This window comes from Rossellomorea sp. NRS-1567, assembly GCF_050467885.1.
Lineage (GTDB): Bacteria > Bacillota > Bacilli > Bacillales > Bacillaceae_B > Rossellomorea > Rossellomorea aquimaris_C.
In genome coordinates this window covers 121,067-139,767 of the sequence record NZ_JBITPL010000030.1, presented here as the reverse complement: position 1 = coordinate 139,767, position 18,701 = coordinate 121,067, and the positions used below count along the sequence as shown (strand labels likewise).

The following is an 18,701-nucleotide window of genomic DNA, read 5'->3' as shown; positions in this document are numbered from 1 at the left end:
TTCGTGGAAATGTTTTTTATGCTCAAGCCGTTTCCACTTTAGATGGGTATTCACCTATTTAGATCTCACATCATATGTTTAAATAAATGATGTGAAAGGGTGATTTCATGACAGGTAAGGTTCGTCATTATTATGCTGGGGGAAATACGGCAAAAGGTTTTTACAGCCTATATGATTCGGTGTTAGATGGATTAGAGAGGGTTTATATCCTGAAGGGTGGTCCCGGGACAGGTAAATCCTCATTGATGAAGTCGGTTGGAGAACGATTTGAAGGTAAAGGGTTAGAGGTTGATTATTTACATTGCGCTTCCGATAATCACTCAATCGATGGCATTCTCCTCCCTGAATTTGGGGTAGGCATTGTGGATGGGACGGCTCCTCATATTATAGAACCGAAAGCTCCTGGGGTTATTGAGGAATATGTTAATTTAGGAGTGGCATGGGACTCAAAGAAACTCTTGCCACACAAAGAGGAAATCCTTGGGTTAAATGATAAAATTGCCTCATTCTTTCAGAAAGCATACGATACCTTTGCTGCATCCCTTCGTGCCCATGATGACATTGAAGAAATCTACATTTCCAATATGAACTTCACAAAAGCGAATGAATTGACAAATGAGTTAATTTCACTCTTCTTTGAAGATAAGAACCTTTCTAAATCTTCTACAGTCAAACATCGGTTCTTAGGCGCCGCGACTCCTGATGGAGCAGTTGACTACATTCAGAATTTAACAGAGGATGTCGAGAAGCGTTACTTTATCAAAGGGCGTGCAGGATCTGGAAAATCAACGATGTTAAAGAAAATTGCTTCTGCCGGAGAAGAAAAAGGCTATGATGTAGAGGTTTATCATTGTGGATTTGACCCCAATAGTCTTGATATGTTAATCATACGAGAAAAAGGAATCGCTATTTTCGATAGCACAGCACCACATGAATATTTCCCGGATCGGGAATCTGATGAAATCATCGATATGTATGAAAGATGCATCACCCAAGGGACCGATGAGAAATATGCTGCCGACATAGAACGAACAACAAAATCCTATAAGGATAAAATGAAAGAAGCAATCTCATATCTTAAAGAAGCTAAATGCCTCCGTGAACAACTTGAGTCCATCTATATAAGAGCCATGGACTTTTCAAAGGTGAATACGATTAGAGAAGAAATCTTTCAGGAAATAACAGAGTTTATAAAGAAGTAGTATATGGAGCGCACACAAGAACGCGATGATCATTAGGTGATCGCGTTTTTATTTGGTTGACAATATACCCATATAGGTATATTATATGTACATAAAGTTGTTCAAATAACACAAAGAACTAGGAGGAATACTCAATGAAACAATTAACTGCTAAACAAGTTGAAGAATTATTAATTGATGAAAATGAATCATTAAATATGATAGATGTTCGTGAAGATGAAGAAGTAGCTTCAGGAATGATACCTGCCGCTAAACATATTCCATTAGGTTCTATTGAAAGTCGTATGGATGAGTTAGATAAGACAAAAGAATATATTATGGTGTGCCGTTCAGGCGGAAGAAGTGGACAAGCAGCTCAATTTCTTGAGAGTCAGGGTTTTAATGTCATTAATATGACTGGTGGAATGATGTCGTGGGAAGGCCCGACAGAATAACCACCTTTTTGACTTTGTAAATACCACTTAAGGTATAATGTATGAATCATGTTCCAATAAACGAAATATAAATTAACTGGAGGAATAAAAATGAGTAAAAAAGTAGCGATTATCGCAAGTAACGGTGGATTATTTGATGCATATAAAGTATTCAATATAGCAACTGCGGCGGCAGCCACAGATCAAGAAGTAGCCATATTCTTTACATTTGAAGGATTAAATCTCATCCATAAAGAAGGTCACAAACAGCTTCCGATGCCAGAAGGAAAAGAACACTTCCAAGAAGGATTTACAAAAGCGAACGTACCCGGCATTCCTGAGTTAGTAGAAATGGCACAGGAGATGGGGGTATCCTTTATTGGGTGCCAAATGACTATGGATGTAATGGGCTTAGATAAAGAAGCATTTGTGGATGGAATAGAAGTGGGTGGAGCTGTCACATTCCTTGAATTCGCAAAAGACGCAGACGTTACATTAACGTTCTAGTTGAAATGAATAGAATATGTTTAACAAAAAGGATTCCAATTCGGGATCCTTTTTGTTCTTGCATTTTCACCACGAAACGTTCACTATTAGTAGACAAGTCAAATCTCGTTTTAAGAAAGAAGGAATGATCAATGAACTCGTTTGAATCACTGGGACTATCAAAAGGTCTTCAGAAAAACTTGTCTACTAATGGTATAAGTAAACCGACACTCATACAAGAAAATGTGATACCGACCCTTTTGGAGGGAAAAGATGTCATAGCCAAGGCTCAAACCGGGACGGGAAAAACCTTTGCTTACGTTTTACCCATTCTGGAGAAAAGTAAATCCAACACACATCATATTCAGAGTTTGATTATTACCCCGACACGTGAACTGGCTATCCAGATAACAAGTGAAATAAGAAAGCTCACAACGAAAAACAAAGGTTATAGCGTTCTCTCCGTTTATGGTGGTAAAAGCCATGAGGAGGAAATTCAGGAACTGGAACAGAATGTGAATATTGTGGTTGGAACTCCAGGACGACTATTGGATCATCTGAAAAGAGGGAATCTCGATCTATCTCATCTTATGTTTTTGGTCATTGATGAAGCAGATCAACTTCTGCAAATAGGTTTTCTTAATAAAGTCGAAGAAATTTTAAGGAAAACGCCAGCTCATCGTCAAACGATGTTATTTTCAGCGACGATACCTGCTGAAATCAAAAAATTGGGTCGCAAATATATGAAAACTCCCCAATTTATCGAGGTGCAGGAAGCTGAAAAATCCACTTCCATTAATCAATTTGCCATCTTTACAGTGGATCGGGCCAAGCAAGACACAGTCATTCAATTAATAGAGGCCTTTCAACCAAGTAAATCCATCGTTTTTTGCCGAACGAAACGACGGGTGACGAAATTATATCAAGTGCTGAAGTCAAAAGGGTTTAAAGTGGCTGAACTTCATGGGGATATCCCACAAGAGAAGCGTGAAAGTGTTATGGAACAATTTAGAACAGGCGACGTACCAATGTTAGTTGCGACTGACGTGGCTTCCAGGGGATTGGATATTGAGGGAGTCACTCACGTATTTAATTATGACATGCCTGAGAATGCCGAGACCTATATTCACCGAATTGGAAGAACCGGGAGAGCAGGTGAAACAGGCTTAGCTTATACCCTTTATTCTTCTGAAGAAAGAAGCCTCCTGGACGGAATTGAAGCAGAGCTGAATAGTCGAATTCAAAAGCAAAACCTGGGGAATACCATTTCTCTAAAGTCAAAAATACCCTCTAAGAAAAAGGGAGATAATAGACAAGGAAATAGGAAAAGCAAGGATCGGGAATCCTTGACAAGGGAAAAGGACGATTTCAAAGATAAACAAATGACGAGCAGAAAGTCCTCTAACTCTCTACAACAAACATCTTCAGAAGGGACAGCAGCAGATAAGAAGCCTGACTTTAAAGGGAGAAAAACAAGAAAAAAATCTTCTACTCAATCATATAATCGAAAAAATAAACGATAAAACCATGCGCAGGCATGGTTTTTATTGTGCGAAAATATCAATGGAAAGCTGAAACTATATCAGAATAATAACAGGTGATTTCCTATATTATATTAGTATAATAAATGCCTTCGGGTGATTTTATGGTAGGATAATAAAGAGTATTGCTATGAGTAAAGGAGTTAAATAGATTAATATGAAATTAGTATCATGGAATGTAAATGGAATTAGAGCGTGTGTGAAAAAAGGATTTTTAGATTATTTTCAGCATATGGACACAGATATTTTTTGCCTTCAAGAAACAAAGCTTCAAGAAGGGCAAATCTCATTAGAATTAGAGGGATACCATCAATATTGGAATTATGCGATGCGAAAGGGATATTCAGGAACGGCCGTTTTCACTAAAAAGAAACCGCTGGCTGTCTCATATGGTTTCAATGAAGACCATATAGAGCCAGAGGGAAGGATCATTACCTGTGAATTTGATTCTTTTTATTTGGTGAATGTATATACCCCTAATTCAAAAAGGGATCTGTCAAGAATCGCTGAACGTCTGGAGTGGGAGGATACTTTAAGGAAGTATCTTCATGATTTGGATCAACATAAACCTGTTGTTCTATGTGGGGACCTGAATGTCGCACATACCGAAATAGATTTGAAAAATGACAAATCAAATCGGGGGAATTCAGGCTTTACAGATGAAGAGCGCGGGAAAATGACGTTGCTCCTGCAGGAAGGGTTTGTCGATAGCTTTCGATATATCCATTCAACAAAGGAAGATGCCTTTAGTTGGTGGTCCTATATGAGTAATGTCCGTGAAAGGAATATTGGGTGGAGAATTGACTACTTTATTGTGTCAAATCGTTTATCCCCTGCAATAAAGAGTGCAGAAATTCATTCTGAAATCCTGGGAAGTGATCACTGTCCTGTATACTTAGAGTTAGAGTAGTACATACAAGAAGCAGACAAATTACATTTACGGAGGGTAAAGGATGTTAAGAAAAAGATTGTTGCAGTATATCGAAGAAACAAATGGTAGCGTTGCTTTATTTCCACAGGAAAAAGAATATGTAGAAAAGCATGGATTATTGGATGCTGAGAAGATAACTGCACGTGAATCCGGTTCGCGATTTAAAGAAGCATATATCGAGCGTTGCGAGAAGGAAACGGAAGAACTAATCGCTCAAGAATCTCTAGTATTTCTCGATCAGCCTATCACCTACTTAAAAAAACATAAAAACGAGTTCGTCTTCCTGGAATTGGAATGGTTTGATGTGATTGGGGTGGAGGCTGTTTCAATAGAAGTGGACGACGTGTTTGGAACGTATGATGCGATGCTGGGACTGAAGCTTCAAAAAAAATATCGCAGTCAAATTGAGCATTACTTGGAAAATACTCTTAAAGGCGAATCATCTTATGACTTATTGTTTAATGGTGAGGATGGTTTATGGGATTTAAACATTTCTTTAAACGATCTCCCTGATTTTCATGAAGGACTGACGATGCTTGCTTCCTACGAGCTCATATATGATTTCCTTTTTCAGCTCCTTCAAACGGTGGATGAGGCTTAAAGTAATATGTGAATAAAAATAGAGGGACGGACCTTGTGAAGTTCCGTCCCTCTTACTATTATCCCTTGTTACCAGGGCGCTTGCTGATTTCTTCTGTGACGACATGAGCCAAGTCGTCATTTCCAAATAGGGAGAGGACACCCAGTATAGTCGTGTCGGGAATTTCTTCAGACTCCTCTTTAGGGACCGTTAAGTCGATTCCTTGCATTAATGCGGGATTTTCCCCTTGATGGGGGTAGGCTTTCTGATAAAGGGTTGCAGGGTCAAGGTCGTGATTCACACACCATTGCGCAAACACAAGAATCATCATATGCTCGTCCTTTTGATAATTTTCAATGATTTTTTCTTGCATCTCTTTAGAATTCATTGCATTCTCTCCTTAAACTTCGTATCTGCTTCTATTATAACGAAGTTTGGGGAGCAAGCCCATTCATTTACTTATTAGGCTGATTAGAGGAATACGTTTTTAAAATCCACCTGTTTAGGTGTATAATAGGATGATGAAAGAAACTTGTTACACATTGAAAGGAAGTTAGATAAATGAACATTACCAGTCATAGTGCCGAGGAACTGAAAGATCCTACCGGTATACTAAATGGAGATCGATATGAAGTTATTCTTGATATTGAAGTACCTGAGGATGATGAGCTTTACAGAGAACAGGGTATTTACATAAAAGTCATTTTTGTTCGAGACGAGAACGGTTCCAGGATCGTACAGTCGACCATTGTAGAAAGAAACACTGAGTCGTATCTTGACTTTGAATTAGAAGAAGAGGAAGAAAGTCTCCTTCTTTCATATTGCGAGGAAAATATCGGATAATCGATATAAGCTGCACCCTCTACATTCGAAACCAAACGAATGTAGAGGTTTTTTTGTTATTGGTTCATTTATAACCTCACCATAAACATCCAATTTTAACCCTTTTCTTCTTAAATGACTGATAATTCAGAGACTTCTGAGTTGGCATGGAAATTGCATAATAATTAATTGAAAATAGATTAATAGAAGGGAGAAATGTTGATGAATGGTTATTGGGGTAAAACGAAGAAACTATTCATGATTATGACTGTATTTACAGTTATAATCAGCTTGGCAACTTCCAGTGTATTTGCCAAGGAAAACGAGAGCAGCATCAAGGGGAATCTAGTGATTGTCGGAGGAGCTTTAGGTAGCAGCAACTCGGCTGTTTACGAAGAATTCATCAAACTATCAGGTGGAAAAAGGAAAGCGAAGATTGGTATCGTTCCCTCTGCTTCAGGCTCTCTGAAGTCATCAAATCAATTTAAGGAAGATTTGATGTCGTATGGAGTAGATGAAAAATCAATTGAAATCCTTCCTCTATCTGCTCACGATTTCTCAGGTACAGAGGAAGACGAAAGCAAATGGAAAAATAATGCTCAAAAGAAAGAAATAACAGAAAAAATCAAGAAAATGACAGGAATTTGGTTTGTCGGAGGAGATCAACTTAAGATCACAGACACATTAGTTAAGGAAAATGGGAAAAACACGAAAGCTTTAGATGAAATTTGGAATGTTTACCGGGAAGGAGCCGTTCTTGGTGGGACAAGCGCAGGAGCAGCCATCATGAGTGATGTGATGATTACAGGCGGTGACAGTTTAGGAGGTCTTCGTCAAGAGTTCATAACGGAAGACGTATCCAATCCAGATGGAGAATATGCACCTGTATATATCGAAAAAGGGTTTGGATTCTTCCAATGGGGGATTGTGGATCAACATTTTAATGAAAGATCTCGACTTGGCCGACTAGTGGCTACAGCCATCCATTACGAAACAAACAAACATCACTTCGCCTATGGAATTGATGAAGATACGGCGATGGTGGTTAACAATGAAAAACAAACGATTTCAGTATTAGGAAGAAGTAACATCACGGTTATAGATGTAGCACAATCAACTTCCACAGGAAAAGAAATAAAGAACGTTGATCTTAGTTATCTATCTCCTGGTGATGAACTTAATGCGAAAACGAAAGAATTTACGATGAGCGGGGATAAGGTTGAAACAAAAGACTATGAATATTATAACTTTAAGCCTCTTCCAGCTACGGGTGTTCTATCATCCTATGGAGCACTCCCGCAATACCTATCGTATTCCCTGGTGGACAATGAAGCAGTAAGTGAGGTACATAGTTACCTTTATGATAGTGAAGGAAATGGTTTTGAGCTCGGATTCAAACAGACAGATGAAACAAACGGATATTGGGGTTATCAGGATGGTCAAAAAGATTCTTACTCTTTATTGCATGTGAAAATGGATGTCTCTCCAGTTTCGGTCCGCTTTAATGAGAAAGACCGTCTGACACAAGAGTTTAAGGAATCATCATTAGAAATGCCTGAGAATTCTTTTGATCCTGAAACAAAGGGAAGCTTGGTGATCGTCGGCGGAGCTTTAGGGAGCAGCAATGAAGAAGTGTACCAGGAATTTATTAATCGTGCTGGGGAAAATGGGAAAATCGGGATTATCCCTGCAGCAAGTTCCAGTTTGAAGTCATCAAAAGCATTTAAAGAGGATCTTTCCTCATACGGTGTTCCAACTGAAAGAATCGACATTCTTCCTTTATCCAATCATGACTTTAAAGGGACGGGAGAAGACGAATCCCAATGGTCAGATAATAAGAATAACCCAGATTTGGCAGAAAGGATTCTAGAGTATGATGCCATTTGGTTTGTAGGAGGTGATCAAACGGATATCACTCGATCCCTACTAAACGAAGATGGATCGAAGTCAATGGCTCTTGAAAGCATTTGGAAAATCTATCGTATTGGAGCCGTTCTTGGCGGTACAAGTGCAGGAGCTGCAATCATGAGCGATGTGATGATCGCAGGTGGTGGAAGCTATGAGACTCTAACAAAAGGCTTTACAGATACGTATGACGGGATGTCTCAACAAGAAGGTGGACCTGGATATCTTGAGAAGGGATTAGGATTCTTCCCGTATGGTATCGTGGATCAGCACTTTGATAAAAAAGCACGATTGGGGCGTTTAATTGCAACCAATGCTGAACATGGAGAAGAAAATGAATTCGCCTATGGTATCGATGAAGATACGGCGATGATAGTGGATAACGAAGCTAAAACCATTGAAGTAAAAGGTAGAGGCGGCGTCTCTGTAGTAGATTTGAGTCAGTCAGATCTATCACAATCATCACATACGTATAAAAATATTCATTTATCGTGGATTACCTCTGGAGATCAATTAAATTTAAATACAAATGCATATACGATCAGTGATCATAAGGTTTCAACAAAAGACTATGAATACTACGAATATAAAGCTGCTCCCCATACAGGAGTATTAACGCCGCATCCTTCTCTTGCAAACTATATAAGCTATAGCCTTCTTGATAACTTTGGACAGGATGAAGTGAAGAGCTATAGTTTTTCTCAGGATGAAGGCTTTGAACTGACTTTCAAAAAAGGAGATCAAACGGAAGGCTTCTGGGGTTATAAAGATGGAAATAAAGATGATTACTCATACCTCAATGTGAAAATGGATATCGTACCAGTGAAAATCTCGATTGAAAACAAATAGAATTGAACGGAAAGCCTGAGCGGATTGACGCTTGGGCTTTCCACTTTTTTTAGGTCATTTGCCGGTATATATAATTGATAGCATTTGTTATACTAGTGATAACAAAGTGCTAGCAGTTGCTAACAGACAGATAGGTAAAGGGGGGCGAACCTTGTCAGATCAAGGAAGAATGCAACTTAATGTAAGGGTTGATAAGGAAACATCAAAGAAATTGGATGAAATCGTTGAATACTATCAGCAAAACACGAAAATTGGAAGAGTTTACAAAGGTGATGTGTTAACGGATATCATCCATAAATCCTATGAGATCATGCAGAAGCAAAAAGCAATTCAAAATCGGAAATATTAATATTATATAATGGGGAATTTTATACGATTTTCTTGTCTATACGGTGGGACAATTCTTAAACTGTTTGTATGAAAATGGGTATAATTTATGTCATACTATAGGTTATATAGTTAAAAAACTGAAAGTAAAAGAGGTAATTTTATTGTGCAAATGCCGAAAAAGTTAATCAATATTCAAAAAGGATCAGGAATTTCCCCTTATATATGGAGCATCATCAGCATCCTGCCATTTTATTTTATCTTTCAGTCCTCCTCTTCCATCGAAATTGTTGTAGGGATTTCCTTGACCATCATGTTCTTTATTTCTTTACGATTTGCTTTTATTTCAAGGGATTGGCCGGTTTATTTATGGACATCGATTTTAATCGCGATATCCATTACCATGACCATTCAATTTAATTTTATTTATTTTGCTTTTTACATTGCCTACTATAATGGGAATATAAAAAACCGGGTGGCGTTTTTAACCCTTTATATCATCCACCTGGTATTAACGACGGCATCGATCAATTATAATTTTGTTATACAGGACGAATTATTTTTATCCCAATTTCCTTTTATTCTGATCATTTGGATAAGCGTCATTCTGTTGCCGTTTAATATTTATAATCGAAATAAACAGGTGCAGCTCGAAGATCAGTTGGAAGATGCAAATAAACGTATTTCAGACTTGGTCAAGCAGGAAGAACGCCAGAGGATTGCCCGGGATCTACACGATACATTGGGTCAAAAGCTTTCTCTTATCGGCCTGAAAAGTGATTTGGCCAGAAAATTGGTGTACAAAGATCCAGAGCTGGCCAGAAGCGAATTAAAGGATGTTCAGCAAACGGCACGAACGGCTTTGAGTGAAGTAAGGACAATGGTATCTCAGATGAGGGGGATCCGGCTAAAAGACGAAATCGTCCGGATCAAACAGCTATTAAAGGCAGCGGAAATTGATTTCGTGATGGATGATGAGGTCATGATCCCCCAAGCATCACTCTTTCTGGAAAATATCTTGAGCATGTGCCTGAAAGAAGCCGTGACGAATGTTGTCAAACACAGCAAGGCGTCGCACTGTGAGCTAATCATTGAAGAGTCGGATAAAGAGATGACCATCATAGTGAAGGATGATGGTATGGGAATCGAGGGGGATTACACACTGTCTAAAGGCAGCGGCTTAATCGGGATGAGAGAACGGTTAGAATTTGTAAATGGGAGCTTAGACGTTTTTTCCGAGAATGGGACCACTTTGATTATGAGAGTGCCGAAAGTAATCAAGCAAACAGACAGGGAGGGAATGGAATGATTCGAATTGTTATTGCAGAAGACCAGCGAATGCTATTAGGTGCCTTAGGCTCGTTACTTAGTTTAGAGGATGATATGGAAGTGGTTGGAAAGGCGGGCAATGGAGAAGAAGCCATTGCCCTCGTCCACGAGCTGCAGCCGGATATTTGTATCATGGATATTGAAATGCCCAAAAAGACTGGTCTTGAAGCAGCAGAGGAATTAAAAGGCGAAAATTGCAAAGTGATTATCCTCACAACCTTTGCCAGGTCCGGTTATTTCCAGCGTGCATTAAAAGGTGGAGTGAAGGGTTATTTGTTAAAGGACAGCCCAAGTGAAGAACTGGCGTACTCGATTCGTCTTGTCATGGAGGGTAAACGTATGTATGCACCAGAGCTCATGGACGATGTGTATAGCGAAGAGAACCCCCTGACAGACCGTGAAAAAGAAGTGTTGGAGCTGGTTGCTGACGGGAAAAACACGAAGGAGATAGCCGATGAGCTCAGCCTCAAAACGGGTACCGTCCGAAACTATATCTCAACCATACTCGACAAGCTTGAAGTTAAAAATCGAATCGAAGCCATCACTCAATCAAAAGAAAAAGGATGGTTTAAATGATGGGCAGGGACGGACCTCCAATATGGAGGTCCGTCCCTGCTTTTATTTTAGTGTTTATTAATTTTTAATCTATTGATTGTATATATATAATTGCGGCAGTCGCCTAATTATGCTTTACAAGAGCCACATTCTAAAAAGAAGTTCATTTAAATTTATAAATGGGTATCCTTTGATATGATTGGTTTTGTATGGAAAGGACAAAGTGAAAATGATGAAAGGTTTTCTTTTTGGTGTTGACAAGTAAAAGAATCGTGGTACGATAGCATCGAATACAAAATTTCATAGGACGATCCACTAGGGGTGCCTTCTAAAAGGCTGAGATTAAAGTGTGACTTTAAGACCCTTTGAACCTGATCTGGTTGAGACCAGCGTAGGGAAGTGGTGTTTGACGGTCACATAGAATCGAATTCTATCAAACTGATCTCAAGCCACTTTCTGTATGCGGTATGCATAATGAAAGTGGCTTTTTTTGTTGCCCATTTCGGGTCGTCTGGAAAAGGAGAAAGATACTATGTCATTTACAGCGTACTTAAGAAACGAAGTGAAGGAAATTTGGGAAGCGAGTTTTCACCATCCTTTTGTTAAAGGTATCGGGGATGGAACCCTCCCCCTTGAAAACTTCAGATACTACATTCTGCAGGATGCCTATTACCTCTCACACTTTTCGAAGGTGCAGGCACTTGGTGCAGCCAAAGCAACAGATTTACATACTACATCGAGAATGGCAACACACGCAGTAGGAACGAATGAAGCAGAGCTTTCCCTTCATGAAAATTTCTCAAACCGTTTAGGGATTACGGAAGAAGAAAAACGGCAGTTCAACCCTGCTCCTACTGCCTATGCCTACACGTCGCATATGTATCGTTCCGCACAGTATGGAGGTCTCGCAGATATTCTGGCGGCAATACTCCCCTGCTACTGGTTATATTATGAGATCGGTGAACGCTTGAAATCATGTACACCTGAGGAGGCCATTTATCAGGAGTGGATCGCAGCTTATGGTGGAGAATGGTTTCGGGAGTTAGTGGATGAACAGATTCAGCGACTGGATGGATTGGCAGAAACGATGACACAAACAGATAAGGAAAGAATGAAAGAGAATTTCATTTTGAGCAGCATTTATGAATTACAGTTTTGGGAAATGGCATACACACTGGAGCAGTGGCCGTTTCAGTCATCTCTGGGCAAAGAAGGTAGAATACATGTCTAAATTAAAGCTGACAGACATTTTAGTAACGGTCGTGATCTCCATAGGTTTTGGGATTATCTATAAGCTATGGGGACCGGTTTACAACTTGTTAAAGCCATTTGGATTGCATGCTGATCAACTGATCTATGGTATGTGGTTCATGGCGGCAACCGTTGCTTTTTTAATCATTCGGAAACCAGGCGTCGCACTTCTGGCAGAGATTGCAGCCTCTTCAGGGGAATTTCTCATGGGAAGTGAATGGGGTCTCGAGGTACTATTGTTCGGTTTAATCCAAGGTTTGTTTGCAGAGTTGATTTTTCTTATCACCCGCTATAAGCGTTATGATGTCATCATCATTTGTATAGCAGCTGTGGGTTCAGCATTTGGCTCAATTCTGATGGACTACTTTAAGGGATACATGGGAGACCTGGTTTTGTGGAATTTATCTCTATTTATTGGTGCCAGATTGATAGGATCCATCGTGATAGCAGGCATAGGTGCCTTTTATCTCGTTAAGGCTCTGGAGAAAACGGGGGTAACCAGTTTGGTCAGACGTGCAGACCAAAAAGATTATGATGCCCTGAATCAGTAAAGGAGGGAAGGACGATGCATGTTGAAAATCTGCGCCTTACATTTTCCGGTTCAGATAAACTGATGTTTAAAGACGTAAGCCTTACGATTGAAGACGGGGAAAAGGCATTGCTGCTCGGGCCATCTGGTTGTGGCAAATCCACACTCCTCCAGGTTTTATCCGGTGTCATACCCCATTCGATAGATGTGCCGATGAAAGCTGACTCGATTGAGCGTCCTGAATCTTTCGGGTATGTCTTTCAAGATCCGGATGCTCAATTTTGTATGCCCTATGTAGATGAGGAAATTGCCTTTGTTTTGGAGAACAACCAGATTCCAAGAGACGAAATGCGAGAGATAATTAAAAATCTGTTAGAGAAAGTGAATTTAAGTCTGACGGATTCCCATACAAAAATCTCCACTCTATCAGGGGGAATGAAGCAAAAATTGGCCATTGCTTCTGCTCTTGCGCTCCATCCCCAAACACTATTTCTGGATGAGCCTACAGCCATGTTAGACGAAGAAAGCACAAAATCTGTATGGGAAACAGTGAAGACGACATGTAAAGATAAAACGTTACTTATCGTTGAGCATAAGCTGAGTCACGTACTAGAGATCATTGATCGTATTATTCTTTTCGATGCTAATGGAAGGATAGTGGCTGATGGACCAAAGGCTCACATTTTATCAAATTTCAAGGAAACATTGAAAATAGTCGGGGTATGGTATCCGGAAGCGTGGAATGATTATCTTTCTTCACACCCTCCGGAGAAGGTTGCCCCGTTTGGAAAAACGAATTTAAAGCTGGAGAACTTTAAAGGGTATATACAAAAAGAGGAAAAAATCCAACTCCAAAATGCCGTCAGCTTTAAAGGTGAATGGATTGCAATCACCGGAAAGAACGGAGCCGGGAAATCAACATTACTCCACAGTCTCATGAAATTCATCCAAACGACCGGTACGTATGAATTATATGGAAGACAGGTGAAAGGAAAGAATGTTCCAGAGGAATGTACGTTTGTTTTTCAAAATCCCGAGTTTCAGTTTGTGACACACAGTGTGTTTGATGAAGTTGCGTATACTTTTCGGCGGGGGAAAGTGGATGAAGGAAGAGTGGAGGAAAAGGTGCATGCACTATTGAAGCGATTCAAGCTTGATCCATACAAACATCATCATCCCTATCATTTATCCATGGGGCAAAAGCGCAGGTTAAGCGTCGCAGCGTCACTTGTCAGGAATAAAGATATTCTATTATTGGACGAACCGACCTTTGGCCAGGATTCTCAAAATACGTTTGCGTTACTTGAGATGCTTCGAGACTATCAAAAAGAAGGATATACCATTCTGATGGTGACACATGATGAAAATATCATTACTCACTTTGCATCCAGAGTATGGGTCATTGAAAATGGGCGTCTCACCCAGGATTTCTTTAATGAGATTGCTGGTAGTAAAGCAATATGAATATAGAAATCGAGCATAGAGAAACCTGGCTCCATCAAATCAATCCCAGCTTTAAGCTCTTGACCTTGATCGGGATTTTTGTATTTCTGCTTTTTATTCATTATCTTAACTTGTTGTTATATTTGAGCTTTCTCTTTTTTCTCCTGTTATGGGTTTTCTCAGGGTATTCATATAGAACCGTCAGTTTAATGATTTTACCCTTTTTTCTTGTTTTCATCTCTACAGCTTCATCAATGATTTTATTTGGGAAAGGTGAAACAACATGGATGAAATGGGGATTGATCCACATTACCGAAGAGAGCTTTTATCGGGGGATCCATGTTGGATTGCGTACCATCGTATTCGCTATATTGGGATTACTATTTGCTCTCACTACGAGACCGGTGAAGCTTTTCTACTCCCTCATGCAGCAACTGAGATTAAAACCTAAGTATGCGTATAGTTTTATGGCCGGATTCAGATTAATCCCCATTATGATTGAAGAATTCTTCACGATACGAAACGCGATGAGAGTCAGGGGAGTTGAAGAACGGAGAGGAATAAGGCACGTATTCCATAAATTGAAATCGTATTCCATACCCCTGCTTGCCCAGAGCATCAGAAGAGCTCACAGAATTGCCGTAGCCATGGAAACAAAGGGTTTTAAAGGAAGTGGGCAACGAACCTATTACTACAGAGTAACCTTTTCCAAATATGATGGATACTTCTTGGGGAGCATTCTCATCATGATTGCGCTCAGTTATTATTTTTCTATCCATCTACCTATTTTTCCGACGGGAGATGTTCGCTATGGGAATTGAAACGAGAAAACAATTACATGTGATTTCAACAGGAAAACAATCAGTGGAAGAATTAGTGAAAATCTCGAAGTCCGTTTATCCATATCTCGACATGCTCCACCTTCGCGAAAAGCAGTGGACGGGGAAAGAAATGGCTGTGGCCATAGATCGACTAGTAGCAGCAGGAGTTCCATTAACAAAATTATGTGTCAATGATCGGGCAGACATTGCCTTTATGAAGAATGTAAGAGGGGTGCAGCTTGGCCAGCAAAGTGCGGATATCAGCTTAGTGAAGAGTACTTTTCCTTCCTTACAGATTGGAGCTTCTGTCCATTCCGTGGAAGAAGCACAACAGGCAATGGTAAGCAGAGCGGATTACCTGCTCTATGGAAATATCTATTCTACCTCTTCAAAGCGGGGTATGCCTGGAAGAGGTTTGGCAAGCTTAGAAAAAGTGGTTCAAACCCTCCCGATTCCCACTATTGCCATAGGAGGCATTACACCTGAACGCGTATGTGAGGTTACGGGAACCGGAGCAAAAGGAGTCGCTGTCTTATCAGGTATTTTGCTTTCAAAAGATCCATTAGATGCAGCCCGATCCTATTATAAACAATTACACAGGGGGTGAGGTAGCTTGATAAAACAGTATGATGCTTTGATTGTTGGTGGAGGGGTGATAGGCTGCTCCATTGCTTATCAAATGTCCAAAAGAGGAAAGAAAGTTCTCCTGATAGAGAAGGATAGACTGGCAGGAAAAGCATCGCAAGCAGCTGCAGGCATGCTCGGCGTTCAAACCGAATTGAAGGGGAACAGCCCTTTGTATCATCTGGCGAAGGCGAGCCGTGATATGTATCCTTCTTTAGCAAGGGATTTAAAAGAGATCAGTGGAATGGACATTGAATATGTGGAAAATGGAATGATTAAGCTGGCGAGAACGGAGGAGGAAGCACAGGAGTTAGTAGAAACGGCTTCTATAGCATCACGAGGGGAACAAATTAGATGGCTTTCCCCCAACACTCTATTTTCCTATGAACCTCATCTTTCAAAAGATGTGGCAGGGGGATTATATATTCCGAAGGATGGGAACGTCTCAGCACTAAAGCTTACACAAGCCTTAGGTTTGGCATCATCGAGATTAGGTGCAGAGATGAAGGAATTTACGGACGTTTATGATTTTATTATAGAAAGAAGCAGGATTACCGGGGTTCAAACATCTATGGGTCCCTTTTACGCAGACGAAACGATTGTAGCGGGAGGTGCTTGGAGTCAATCTCTACTGAAAAAGCTGAATATGACTTTCAATACATATCCAGTCAAAGGAGAATGCTTTTCAGTTAAAGTATCCCGCAAAGTAGTAGAGCGTACAATTTTTACGGATGACTGCTACATTGTTCCGAAAATTGGTGGAAGGCTTTTGATAGGGGCAACAGAGAAGCCCCATTCCTTTGATGAAACTATTTCCGTAGATGGTTTATTAAACCTCATGCAGCTGGCGACAAGCATATTGCCTGATTTAGCTTACGCCGAGTGGGAAAAGGCTTGGGCCGGCATACGTCCTCAGACTTATCAAGGGGTGCCATTTATGGGGAGAAGTGAGGAATGGAAAGGACTTTCCATTGCAACGGGGCATTACCGTAATGGTATACTCCTGGCGCCCATAACTGGAGTATTGATGGCAGATCTGATAGAGGGGAAGGAATCCCATCCCCTACTTTCATACGTAAGGAGTTGAGAAGGTGGAATTACGAATTAACGGACAGCTGGTCACGGTGCCGGAATCAATTACAACAGTATTGGAATTGATTCATCATTTTAACCTGGAAAACCGAATGATCATCGTTGAACAGAACCAAACCATTCTTGAAAAACAAGAGCACAAGATCACCAAAGTGAAACATGGGGATATCTTAGAGTTAGTCCAATTTGTAGGAGGCGGTTGAAATGTTGAAAATCGGAAAGTACACATTCCATTCAAGACTTTTACTGGGAACGGGAAAATACCCTGATTTTGATATCCAGAAAAGAGCTGTCGAGGTTTCCGGGGCAGAAATTCTTACGTTCACCGTAAGGCGCATGAATATCTTTGAACCTGGTCAACCTAATTTCTTAGAAAAACTGAATCTTGAAAACTATTCATTATTACCGAATACCGCAGGGGCTAAATGTGCTCAGGAAGCGGTCCGACATGCACAATTGGCGAGAGCTTCAGGGCTCTGTGACATGATTAAGGTAGAAGTGATCGGATGTGATAAAACGCTTCTTCCCGATCCTGTCGAAACACTGAAAGCAACAGAAGAATTAATAAAAGAAGGATTTACAGTGCTTCCCTATACTTCTGACGATGTAGTACTTGCAAGGAGGTTGGAAGAGTTGGGGGCCCATGCCATCATGCCGGGCGCTTCCCCTATAGGATCTGGACAGGGAATCATCAATCCTGTCAATCTCACTTTCATTATTGAGCAAACAAAGGTACCGGTCATTGTGGATGCCGGAATTGGTTCTCCTTCAGATGCAGCTCTTGCAATGGAACTCGGGGCAGACGCTGTATTACTCAATACAGCCGTCTCTTCTGCGAACGATCCCGTTATGATGGCGAATGCTATGAGGCTTGCGATTGAGGGAGGACGATTCGGATATGAGGCTGGAAGAATTCCGAAGAAACGTTATGCAACAGCAAGCAGCCCAGTAGAGGGGATGAGTGTTTGATCGAAGATAGATATTCAAGACAAGCGCTGTTTCACCCCATCGGAACAGAGGGACAAAAGTTAATAAGAAATAAACATGTGTTGCTGATCGGGGCGGGAGCACTGGGAACAGGCAATGCAGAAGCCTTGGTGCGTGCTGGTATCGGGAAGTTGACGGTTGTAGATCGTGATTATGTAGAATGGAGTAATTTACAACGTCAGCAGCTGTATAACGAGGAAGATGCAAGAAACCGCATCCCAAAAGCTGTAGCGGCAAAAAGAAGACTCCAAGCGATTAATTCAACTGTAAATATTGAAGAGCATGTACTGGATGCCATGCCAGAAGAGATGTTGAGACTTGCCAAGAACGTAGATCTTATCATCGATGCAACGGATAACTTTGATACAAGAATGATTATAAATGATATCTCTCAAAAATATTCCATTCCTTGGATTTATGGTGCTTGTGTTGGAAGTTACGGAATATCATTCACTATTCTTCCCGGTATCACTCCCTGTCTTCAATGTTTGATCGACACCTTTCCAATCGGTGGAATGACCTGTGATACAGCGGGCATCATCAGCCCTGCCGTTTCCACAGTTGTGGCCTATCAAACTACTGAAGGATTAAAGATACTGGTAGAAGACATGGAGGCACTGGGTAATAAAGTGGTCTCGTTTGATTTATGGAAAAATGAGCATACTTCCCTGGATGTGAGCAAGCTGAAGAGGGATGGATGCCCTTCATGTGGAGAGCATCGTACATTCCCCAGTCTGAAATACGAAAATCAAACGAAAACAGCAGTCCTTTGTGGGAGGGATTCAGTTCAGATCCGTCCAGTTACAAAACCTGGCATCGATCTTATTGAACGATCAAAATCGTTAGAACTCCAGGGGAAACAAGTTGTTAGAAATCCATATTTGATTTCATTCGAGGTTGAATCTTATCGAATCGTACTCTTTCGTGATGGACGTACTCTCGTTCACGGAACAAAAGATATAAGGGAAGCAAAATCGGTTTATCATCGTTATTTGGGATAAAGGGAGGAGAACA

21 protein-coding genes and 1 riboswitch are annotated in these 18,701 nt (G+C 40.5%); of the genes, 20 read left to right on the top strand and 1 reads right to left on the bottom strand.

Features of this window, described 5'->3' with window-relative positions; translation table 11 throughout:
- Positions 1-107: 107 nt before the first annotated feature.
- From ACIFOD_RS21105 to ACIFOD_RS21080, 6 genes are all read left to right on the top strand, one after another.
- Positions 108-1,202, top strand: coding sequence for a PRK06851 family protein (locus ACIFOD_RS21105; RefSeq protein ID WP_430316138.1), 1,095 nt, complete (start codon positions 108-110; stop codon positions 1,200-1,202).
- A gap of 134 nt (positions 1,203-1,336) precedes the next feature.
- Positions 1,337-1,636: a rhodanese-like domain-containing protein gene (locus ACIFOD_RS21100; RefSeq protein ID WP_430316137.1), complete on the top strand. Its 300-nt coding sequence runs from the start codon at positions 1,337-1,339 to the stop codon at positions 1,634-1,636.
- 90 nt (positions 1,637-1,726) lie between these two features.
- Positions 1,727-2,122, top strand: coding sequence for a DsrE/DsrF/DrsH-like family protein (locus ACIFOD_RS21095; RefSeq protein WP_397551284.1), 396 nt, complete (start codon positions 1,727-1,729; stop codon positions 2,120-2,122).
- A 131-nt stretch (positions 2,123-2,253) separates the two neighbouring features.
- Positions 2,254-3,624 carry a DEAD/DEAH box helicase gene (locus tag ACIFOD_RS21090; protein ID WP_430316136.1) on the top strand — a complete coding sequence of 457 codons (1,371 nt, stop codon included), beginning with the start codon at positions 2,254-2,256 and terminating at the stop codon, positions 3,622-3,624.
- A gap of 175 nt (positions 3,625-3,799) precedes the next feature.
- Positions 3,800-4,552, top strand: a complete 753-nt coding sequence (locus ACIFOD_RS21085; protein WP_430316135.1) for an exodeoxyribonuclease III — start codon at positions 3,800-3,802, stop codon at positions 4,550-4,552.
- Between the two features lie 43 nt (positions 4,553-4,595).
- Positions 4,596-5,174, top strand: a complete 579-nt coding sequence (locus ACIFOD_RS21080) for a branched-chain amino acid aminotransferase (RefSeq protein ID WP_430316134.1) — start codon at positions 4,596-4,598, stop codon at positions 5,172-5,174.
- A gap of 58 nt (positions 5,175-5,232) precedes the next feature.
- On the opposite strand, the gene ACIFOD_RS21075 is transcribed toward ACIFOD_RS21080, so the two are convergent.
- Positions 5,233-5,541, bottom strand: coding sequence for a hypothetical protein (locus tag ACIFOD_RS21075; RefSeq protein WP_430316133.1), 309 nt, complete (start codon positions 5,539-5,541; stop codon positions 5,233-5,235).
- A gap of 173 nt (positions 5,542-5,714) precedes the next feature.
- Here ACIFOD_RS21075 and ACIFOD_RS21070 point away from each other — a divergent pair, with 173 nt between their 5' ends.
- From ACIFOD_RS21070 to ACIFOD_RS21005, 14 genes are all read left to right on the top strand, one after another.
- A complete protein-coding gene (locus ACIFOD_RS21070; protein WP_113967913.1) occupies positions 5,715-5,996 on the top strand; it encodes a DUF6509 family protein in 282 nt (93 codons plus the stop codon).
- Between the two features lie 201 nt (positions 5,997-6,197).
- The gene (locus tag ACIFOD_RS21065) at positions 6,198-8,729 is read left to right on the top strand and encodes a cyanophycinase (protein ID WP_430316132.1); all 2,532 of its coding nucleotides are present in this window, start codon (positions 6,198-6,200) and stop codon (positions 8,727-8,729) included.
- Between the two features lie 151 nt (positions 8,730-8,880).
- Entirely contained in the window at positions 8,881-9,078 is a 198-nt protein-coding gene (locus tag ACIFOD_RS21060; protein WP_324743951.1) for a hypothetical protein, read from the top strand.
- Positions 9,079-9,228: 150 nt separating this feature from the next.
- Positions 9,229-10,365, top strand: a complete 1,137-nt coding sequence (locus ACIFOD_RS21055) for a histidine kinase (protein WP_430316131.1) — start codon at positions 9,229-9,231, stop codon at positions 10,363-10,365.
- A complete protein-coding gene (locus ACIFOD_RS21050; protein WP_113967910.1) occupies positions 10,362-10,961 on the top strand; it encodes a response regulator transcription factor in 600 nt (199 codons plus the stop codon). Before ACIFOD_RS21055 ends, ACIFOD_RS21050 begins: the two co-directional genes overlap by 4 nt.
- 286 nt (positions 10,962-11,247) lie before the next feature.
- A riboswitch (TPP riboswitch) is annotated at positions 11,248-11,355 on the top strand.
- 117 nt (positions 11,356-11,472) lie between these two features.
- Positions 11,473-12,171: a thiaminase II gene (gene tenA, locus ACIFOD_RS21045; protein WP_430316130.1), complete on the top strand. Its 699-nt coding sequence runs from the start codon at positions 11,473-11,475 to the stop codon at positions 12,169-12,171.
- A complete protein-coding gene (locus tag ACIFOD_RS21040) occupies positions 12,164-12,742 on the top strand; it encodes an ECF transporter S component (RefSeq protein ID WP_430316129.1) in 579 nt (192 codons plus the stop codon). Before tenA ends, ACIFOD_RS21040 begins: the two co-directional genes overlap by 8 nt.
- A gap of 14 nt (positions 12,743-12,756) precedes the next feature.
- On the top strand, positions 12,757-14,184 hold the full coding sequence (locus tag ACIFOD_RS21035) for an ABC transporter ATP-binding protein (protein ID WP_430316128.1): 1,428 nt from the start codon (positions 12,757-12,759) through the stop codon (positions 14,182-14,184).
- Complete coding sequence (locus ACIFOD_RS21030) at positions 14,181-14,984, top strand: energy-coupling factor transporter transmembrane component T family protein (protein WP_430316127.1); 804 nt, start codon at positions 14,181-14,183, stop codon at positions 14,982-14,984. Before ACIFOD_RS21035 ends, ACIFOD_RS21030 begins: the two co-directional genes overlap by 4 nt.
- Entirely contained in the window at positions 14,974-15,591 is a 618-nt protein-coding gene (locus ACIFOD_RS21025; protein ID WP_430316126.1) for a thiamine phosphate synthase, read from the top strand. Before ACIFOD_RS21030 ends, ACIFOD_RS21025 begins: the two co-directional genes overlap by 11 nt.
- 6 nt (positions 15,592-15,597) lie before the next feature.
- Positions 15,598-16,695: a glycine oxidase ThiO gene (gene thiO, locus ACIFOD_RS21020; protein ID WP_430316125.1), complete on the top strand. Its 1,098-nt coding sequence runs from the start codon at positions 15,598-15,600 to the stop codon at positions 16,693-16,695.
- Between the two features lie 4 nt (positions 16,696-16,699).
- Complete coding sequence (gene thiS / locus ACIFOD_RS21015; RefSeq protein WP_148968919.1) at positions 16,700-16,903, top strand: sulfur carrier protein ThiS; 204 nt, start codon at positions 16,700-16,702, stop codon at positions 16,901-16,903.
- 1 nt (position 16,904) lies between these two features.
- A complete protein-coding gene (locus ACIFOD_RS21010; RefSeq protein WP_148993948.1) occupies positions 16,905-17,669 on the top strand; it encodes a thiazole synthase in 765 nt (254 codons plus the stop codon).
- The gene (locus ACIFOD_RS21005) at positions 17,669-18,688 is read left to right on the top strand and encodes a thiazole biosynthesis adenylyltransferase ThiF (protein ID WP_430316209.1); all 1,020 of its coding nucleotides are present in this window, start codon (positions 17,669-17,671) and stop codon (positions 18,686-18,688) included. The genes ACIFOD_RS21010 and ACIFOD_RS21005 overlap by 1 nt, the downstream gene beginning before the upstream one ends.
- The last annotated feature ends 13 nt before the right edge of the window (positions 18,689-18,701 follow it).